General features: G+C 30.1%; 7 protein-coding genes. 5 read left to right on the top strand and 2 right to left on the bottom strand.

Annotation, left to right across the window (positions count from 1 at the left end; translation table 11 throughout):
- Positions 1-200: 200 nt before the first annotated feature.
- Together holA and AJ884_RS03485 are read right to left on the bottom strand one after the other, a co-directional pair.
- Positions 201-1,166, bottom strand: a complete 966-nt coding sequence (holA, locus tag AJ884_RS03490) for a DNA polymerase III subunit delta (RefSeq protein WP_070286448.1) — start codon at positions 1,164-1,166, stop codon at positions 201-203.
- Positions 1,159-3,093: an RNB domain-containing ribonuclease gene (locus AJ884_RS03485; RefSeq protein WP_070286447.1), complete on the bottom strand. Its 1,935-nt coding sequence runs from the start codon at positions 3,091-3,093 to the stop codon at positions 1,159-1,161. Before AJ884_RS03485 ends, holA begins: the two co-directional genes overlap by 8 nt.
- 118 nt (positions 3,094-3,211) lie before the next feature.
- On the opposite strand from AJ884_RS03485, the gene ilvC reads away from it, so the two are divergent.
- Genes ilvC through AJ884_RS03460 form a run of 5 tightly spaced genes read left to right on the top strand, consistent with a single transcriptional unit; the run spans position 3,212 to position 7,331 of the window.
- Positions 3,212-4,234 (top strand): ketol-acid reductoisomerase, encoded by a 1,023-nt coding sequence (ilvC, locus tag AJ884_RS03480; protein ID WP_002871355.1) that lies wholly within the window; start codon positions 3,212-3,214, stop codon positions 4,232-4,234.
- Between the two features lie 3 nt (positions 4,235-4,237).
- Entirely contained in the window at positions 4,238-5,320 is a 1,083-nt protein-coding gene (locus tag AJ884_RS03475; RefSeq protein WP_070276223.1) for a divergent polysaccharide deacetylase family protein, read from the top strand.
- Positions 5,310-6,083 (top strand): DNA-processing protein DprA, encoded by a 774-nt coding sequence (locus AJ884_RS03470; RefSeq protein WP_070285712.1) that lies wholly within the window; start codon positions 5,310-5,312, stop codon positions 6,081-6,083. The genes AJ884_RS03475 and AJ884_RS03470 overlap by 11 nt, the downstream gene beginning before the upstream one ends.
- Positions 6,080-6,463 (top strand): Holliday junction resolvase RuvX, encoded by a 384-nt coding sequence (ruvX, locus tag AJ884_RS03465; protein ID WP_070243497.1) that lies wholly within the window; start codon positions 6,080-6,082, stop codon positions 6,461-6,463. The genes AJ884_RS03470 and ruvX overlap by 4 nt, the downstream gene beginning before the upstream one ends.
- A 28-nt stretch (positions 6,464-6,491) precedes the next feature.
- Positions 6,492-7,331, top strand: a complete 840-nt coding sequence (locus tag AJ884_RS03460) for an RsmB/NOP family class I SAM-dependent RNA methyltransferase (RefSeq protein WP_079861543.1) — start codon at positions 6,492-6,494, stop codon at positions 7,329-7,331.
- Positions 7,332-7,488: the final 157 nt, after the last annotated feature.

Raw genomic sequence — 7,488 nt, 5'->3', positions numbered from 1 at the left:
GTTTACTCTCCTACTTGTTAAAAATTTCATCCTGATAATTTTAAAATTATTGGGATGGATGTTTTTAAGGTTGTTAAACTCTTTTTAGATTACAATCATTCTTTTAAAGTATTTTAAAAACTCAGCTAAGATTAACAATAAATCATTTTAAATTATTTTAAGACGATTAAAAAGAAGTGAAGAGGATTGAAGATTAAAAATTAACTTTTTAAAATCCTTGCAAGTTTAAGCAAATTTGAAATCAAGAATTCTTTTTTTACGAGTTTAGGATTGGTTTTAAGTTCGTATTCGCTTTTAAGTAAAAGAGTGAAAATTTCTTTATATTGTTCGATTTTTAAACTAAAGGCTTGAGAGCTTAAATTTTGTCCCACTTGAGGGGGTGGAGTGTAGCCTAAAAGCTCTTTAAAATCAATTTTGCCATTGACTTTAACATAAAGTGCGATTTTAAATAAACGATAAAAAGAATTATATAAAGAGTTGATTAAAGCGATTTCATTAAAATTATCTAAAATTTTTTCAAGTTCGCTTTTAAAGTCTTGTTTTTTTAAAATTTTATCAAAAAAGCTTTCAAAACTTCCTGTATTTAAACTATAGCAGTATTGTTCTATGGTTTTTTCATCTACTTTTAAACCACTAAATTTATTAAGCTCACTCGCAGCAAGATACAAGTTTTCATCAAAACTTGTAAAAAGAGTAAATAAAGCATTTTGAGTGATTTCAACCCCTAGTTGTTTTGCTTTTATTCTTAAAAGTTCCACGCCTTCTTTAGCTCCGTTAGCTTTAAAAAATCTTGCAAAATGAGGAGAGAAAATTTTTTCTATGTCACTTTGCTTTGAACTTTCATCATAAAATTCTAAAAGAAAGAAGTTGTCCGCATTGTTTTTGCAAAGTTCGACTAAAATTTTAAGATCCTTTGTTGGAATTTTTTTAGAAGTTTTGATTTCTAGTAATTTTTTTTCGCTAAAAAGCGATCCTGCGCTTAAAAAATCACTCGCACGAGTGAAGTTGTATTCTTCAAAAAAAAGCTTTAGAGTTTCATCGGGTTTATATTTTTCTTTTATAAATTCAGCATAAAGTTCGCTTTGAAAATTATCTGCTCCATAAAGAAAGAAAAAATTAGGTATTGAATCTTTAGAAAGCAGGGTTTGAAGCTCTTTTCTATACATTTTCTTCCTTTATAAGTCTTTGGGTGATTTTAGCATAAATTTTCGCCATAACTATATCTGCTTCCATGATTTGTACTTCAACACTTTCTAGTAAATTCACACGCGTATCATAAAGGATTATATCCGCTCCTTTGATTTCATCATCTAGTTTAGCTATGCAAACTCCATCATTTTGCACAATCAAAGCTTTAAATTTTTTGCCTATATTTTTAGCTGCCCATCTAGCAAATTTTCTATCCATAAAATCAAAAGCAACCTTATCTGCCTCTCTTTCAAGAGTGCTAAGACTCTCGCAAGTGCTTTCTATGTTTAAAAGCAGATAATTAAAAAGTTTTTCATCGTTTTTTTGTTTGGCTTTTAAAAGTCTGTGCAAAATAAGATCAGAATATCTTCTTATAGGGCTTGTAAAATGTGAGTATTTATCAAAACCCAAACCAAAATGTCCCGCATTTACGCTAGAATATTCCGCTTTTTTTTGTGCTTTGATGATGAGTTTATCTACTTCTGCTCTTAAATTTAACTCATCGGCTAAAGCTTGTATATCGCGTATGAGCTCAGGAAGATTGGGCTTAAAATTTACATCGATTCCGAGTTCGCGTAATTCATTTAAAAGCTTATCGATTTTTCTTGAATCAGCACTTAAGTGATTTCTAAAAACACCTATATCTATGAGTTTTGCTGCGGCTTTATTAGCTAAAAGCATACAATCTTCGATCAAATTATGCGAAGGCGTGTCTTTTTCAAAAACTGTGCTTTTTAGACTTAAATTTTCATCTAAATTCATTCTTAATTCTTCGGTGCGAAATTCAAAAGCATTTTTAAGACGCATTTTGTGTAAATTTTTTGTTATTTCAAAAAGCTCATAAAGCCATGAAAGCTCTTTTAAATCAGGTTTTTGTATCAAAATTTCATCAACTTCATCGTAATTAAAACGGCGTTTTGAGTTGATAATACCTTCAAAAAGTTCTTCTTTGATGACTTTATTTTCATGATCGAGCGTGATTTTAAAACAATACGCTAAGCGATCTAAATGAGGTTTTAAAGAACAGATATTTTCACTTAAAGGACGAGGTAACATAGGTATGGCAATATGTGGAAAATAAATAGAAAATCCACGATTTCTTGCTTCTTTATCTATAGCACTATAAGCATAAACATATTCGCTAACATCAGCAATAGCTACATAAATTTCTCGTTTTTGAGTGTCAAAATAAATCGCATCATCAAAATCTTTTGCATGTATAGGATCTATAGTGCAAAAAGGCAGGGCTCTTAAATCCATGCGATTTTCATACATACTCGCATCAACACTATCGCCGTTTGCTAGGGCTTCTTTGATACAAGCGTCGCTAAATTCGTTATTTTTATTAAAAAGAGCTAAGGAGATTTTTTCATCTATACTTTCATCATCAATATGCCCTAAAACTTCTATGATATTGTTATTTTCATTTTCTATTTTTAAAACTGTTCCTAAAGGTAGCGATTTTAAGGATTTTTGAGAAGCTTTTAAGGCAGTGCTTAATCCTGTTTTGATATTCATTCCAAGTACGGCTTCGCCATACCTTTTGGTGATTACTAAAGAGGTTTCATTGGCTATTTTTAGAACCAAAATTACCTTTGCACTAGGGCGTTTTTTCTTTAAAGGTAGAAGTTTTACCGCAACTATATCTTTATAGTTTGCACCTTTTAGGTTTTTGTTTTCTATCAAAAGATCTTTTTTGAAACTTTCATCAAAGCATTGTAAAAAACCTGTGCCTTTGCTCGAAATATCAAGCACCCCAAAGGCAAAACCATTGTTAAGATAGTATTTGTTTTTGTGTTCTTTGATGATGTGATTGGCTAAAAGTTCTCTTAAAATTTGTTTAAATTCATTGCTTACTTCGTGAGAGCCAATGCCATAACTAAGACTGTTTAAAAATTCTTTCACTTTTGATACTTTATGATTTTTTGTAAAATTCTTACATAAAGTTTATAAAAAAAATATGAAATTTATACTTTAATTGCTATAATAATACCTTTAATTTTTGAATTTTTAAGGAGTGAATATGGCTATTACGGTATATTATGATAAAGATTGTGATTTAAATTTAATCAAATCAAAAAAAGTAGCAATTATAGGTTTTGGCTCTCAAGGACACGCTCATGCCATGAATTTAAGGGATAATGGCGTAAATGTAATTATCGGACTTCGCGAAGGTAGTGTAAGTGCTGTTAAAGCAAAAAATGCTGGTTTTGAAGTAATGAGTGTAAGTGAGGCTTCTAAGACAGCAGATGTGATTATGATTTTAGCTCCTGATGAAATTCAAGCAGATATTTTTAATGTCGAAATAAAACCAAATTTAAGTGAAGGTAAGGCTATAGCTTTTGCACACGGTTTTAATATCCACTATGGTCAAATTGTTGTTCCAAAAGGTGTAGATGTTATTATGATAGCACCTAAAGCACCAGGACATACAGTAAGAAATGAATTTACTTTAGGAGGTGGAACTCCTTGCTTGATAGCCATCCATCAAGATGAAAGTAAAAATGCTAAAAATTTAGCCTTAAGTTATGCAAGTGCGATTGGGGGCGGACGCACAGGTATTATAGAAACAACCTTTAAAGCTGAAACAGAAACAGATCTTTTTGGTGAACAAGCCGTGCTTTGTGGTGGACTTAGTGCTTTGATTCAAGCAGGTTTTGAGACTTTAGTTGAAGCAGGTTATGAACCTGAAATGGCTTATTTTGAGTGTTTGCATGAAATGAAACTCATTGTGGATTTGATTTATCAAGGTGGTATTGCAGATATGCGTTATTCTATCTCAAATACTGCAGAATACGGCGATTACATCACAGGGCCAAAGATTATTACTGAAGAGACTAAAAAAGCGATGAAAGGTGTTTTAAAAGATATACAAAATGGTGTTTTTGCAAAAGATTTTATCTTAGAACGCCGTGCAGGTTTTGCTAGAATGCATGCAGAACGCAAAAATATGAATGATTCTTTGATAGAAAAAACAGGGCGTAATTTGCGCGCTATGATGCCTTGGATCAGTGCTAAAAAATTAGTAGATAAAGATAAGAACTAAACATTGTCAAAGAAAAAATTAGTTCAAATTCAGCGTTATTTAATCATAGCTATACTTTTTTTACTTTGTATAGCTTTAGCTTTGGGAATTTTAGTAAAATATCAAAATTCCCAAGATGTTTCTTCTGCTAAGCCGGATTATTTTGTTGATAAACAAGAAGATTTAATTTCATCAAACAAAGATCATTACGAAATTGGTATTTTTCAAGAGAGTGAGTTTGATAATAATAAATCTGTAAGTATTTTAGAGCAAAAAATTCAAGAAATTGATGATTTAAATACAAGTTTAAATGAGCAAAATTTAAGCAGTGTGGAGCAGAATTTAAGTTTAGAACAAAATCAGAGTTTAGAGCAAAATTTTATTCCAAAAGATATAAATTTAACCCAAGATCAAAATTTAACTTTTGATGAAGATATTCATTTAAATAAAATTTCTAAAAAACCAAAACTTGCTATTATTATCGATGATATGGCAAATGCAAGTCAGGTTAGAGGTTTAAAAGCTTTAAATTTAAAGTTAAATCCTTCTTTTTTTCCGCCAGATAAAAACCATAGCGAAACGCCAAAACTTGCTTTAAAATTTGATTTTTATATGGTGCATTTACCTTTAGCAGCGATTAATTACAATAAACCCGAGCTTGATACTTTAAATCCAAATGATAGCAAAGAAAGAATTTTTAAAAAAATCAAGCAAATTAAAAAAGATTTTAAGGATTTAAGATATATCAATAATCACACAGGAAGTTTATTTACAAGCAATGAAGAAGCTATGAGAAAGCTTTACGAGGCTTTAAAAAATCAAAATATATTTTTTGTAGATTCTAAAACTATAGGAAATTCTAAGGCAAATAAAATCGCTAAAGAACTCAGTATGCCTTATATACAAAGAGATGTGTTTTTGGATAATGAAGATGATGTTAATTATGTTAAAAAACAACTTCAAAGCGCAGTAAAACTTGCACAAAAAAAAGGTTTTGTTATAGCCATAGGACATCCTAGGAAAAATACTTTTAAAGCCTTAGAGCAAAGTAAGGATTTGTTAAAAGGCGTTGATCTTGTGTATTTGAGTGAAATTTATGGCAAGTGAAATTTTGCCTGATGAATTTTTGAAACTTTTTAAAGATTTAAAAAAGCCTCCTAAAAAATTACACTACAAAGGAAATTTATCTTTATTAAGACAAGATAAAATCGCTATTATAGGTTCAAGGCGTATGAGTGTTTATACGAAAAATTGTGTTTTTTCCTTAGTGAGTATGCTTAAAAATACCCATCTTTGCGTGGTAAGTGGCGGTGCTTTGGGTGTGGATATCACTGCAAGTATGGCAGCTATGCCAAATACTATAGGTATTTTTGCTAATGGTTTAGATCAAATTTATCCAAGAACTAATGAAAAAATCATTAAACAAATTTATGAAAACGCTTTAGCTTTAAGCGAATACGAAGATGATTATTTGCCAAAAAATTATGACTTTTTACTAAGAAACCGTTTGGTTATTGCTTTAAGCAAGGCTGTTGTGGTTGCACAAGCAGATATAAAAAGTGGTTCTATGCAAAGTGCAAGGCTTGCTTTAGAGCTTAATAAGCCTTTATATGTTTTACCGCAAAGACTAGGAGAAAGCACAGGGACTAATTTACTTTTAAAGGAAAATAAAGCAAAGTTAATCTGTGATTTTAAAGAATTTGTAAGTGAGTTTGCAAGTATAGATATAAATCAAGATGAATTTTTAGAGTTTTGTAAAAAAGGTGTGAGTGTTGATGAGGCTTTAAAAATTTATGGACAAAAAGTTTATGAATACGAACTTGAGGGAAAAATTTCCATAGAAGGGCTTTTTATAAGGGTTTTAGTATGAGAGCTTTGGCTTTAGATGTAGGTTTAAAACGCATAGGTGTAGCGCTTTGCGTAGATAAAAAGATCGCTTTACCTTTAGATGCAGTTTTAAGAAAAAATCGCAATCAAGCCGCTAATGAAATCAAAAATTTACTTAAAATACATGAAATTTCTTTACTCATTGTAGGCATTCCTAAGGGTGGGTCAAGTGAAGAAGAAATGACAAGACGCATTAAGCATTTTGTTTCTTTGCTTGAATTTGATAAAGAAATTTGCTTTGTAGATGAAAGCGGAACAAGTAAAGAAGCTTTAGAATACGGCGTAGCAAATACACGCAAAAAAGATGGTAAATTAGACTCTTTGGCTGCTTTTATCATGATAAAGGATTATTTTGCTCTCTAGAATAGAAAAACTTTATACCAAAGATGAAATGCAAAATATTTTATCTTCTTTTACTCAAGAAAAAAATGTTTGCGTATTTGCAAATACTTTAAAAATTAGCACTGAAGAATTAGAAAAAGAATTTTTAAAACAAAATTTAAAATTTAAAAAGATTAATGCTTATTGTTATTTGTTTGACGCCAAAGATAAAGCCATCTTAAGTTCTATGAAAGCTTTTAATGAGGCGTACTTTTATATACAAAATTATTCTTCTTATTTGTGTGCTTTAAATTTAGAGGTCAAAGCAGGGCAAAGTGTTCTTGATATGTGTGCAGCTCCGGGTGGCAAAAGTATCAATCTTGCAAATTTTATGCAAAATACAGGTTATTTAGCTTGCAATGAGATGAGTAGGGATAGATTTTTTATTTTGCAAAAAAATCTTAAAAATTACGGCGTGAATGCTAAAGTTTTTATGAAAGATGGTAAAAATATAGGCAATTTATGTCCTTTAAAATTTGATAAAATCTTACTCGATGCGCCTTGTTCAACTTTTGCTAAAATAGGTTTTGATTTAGAAAAAAGTTATAAAGAAATCAAAAATATTGCAAAAACTCAAAAAAAACTTCTACATTCTGCTTTAAAGGCATTAAAAATAGGTGGAGAGCTTGTATATAGTACTTGCACCTTTACCAAGGAAGAAAATGAAGAAGTGATAGAGAATGCTTTAAAAAGCGAGTTTAAATTAGATCTTTTAGATATTGATTTGGAAAATGTTGAGGCTAAAGCAGGGCAAAGTGAAGAATTTGCTGAAATTTCAAAATGCAGACGGATTTTACCAAGCTTAGACTATGATGGATTTTTTATAGCTAAGCTTAGGAAATTATGTTAATTAATAAAATTATTCACATTTAAATACTAATTCATAAAAAAACTTAAAAAACAATAAATAATTTTTTCTTTATTTTAAAGCTTAAAGTTCTATTTTTAAGTACTTTGAAAAGAAAATCACAGCGTGAAAAGGCTGTGAATAAAGTTGAAATTTTTTT

The organism is Campylobacter sp. BCW_6463 (assembly GCF_001762785.1).
Taxonomy (GTDB): Bacteria; Campylobacterota; Campylobacteria; order Campylobacterales; family Campylobacteraceae; genus Campylobacter_D; species Campylobacter_D jejuni.
Note: the sequence above shows the minus strand (reverse complement) of the source record. Positions and strands in the feature narration are given on the sequence as shown.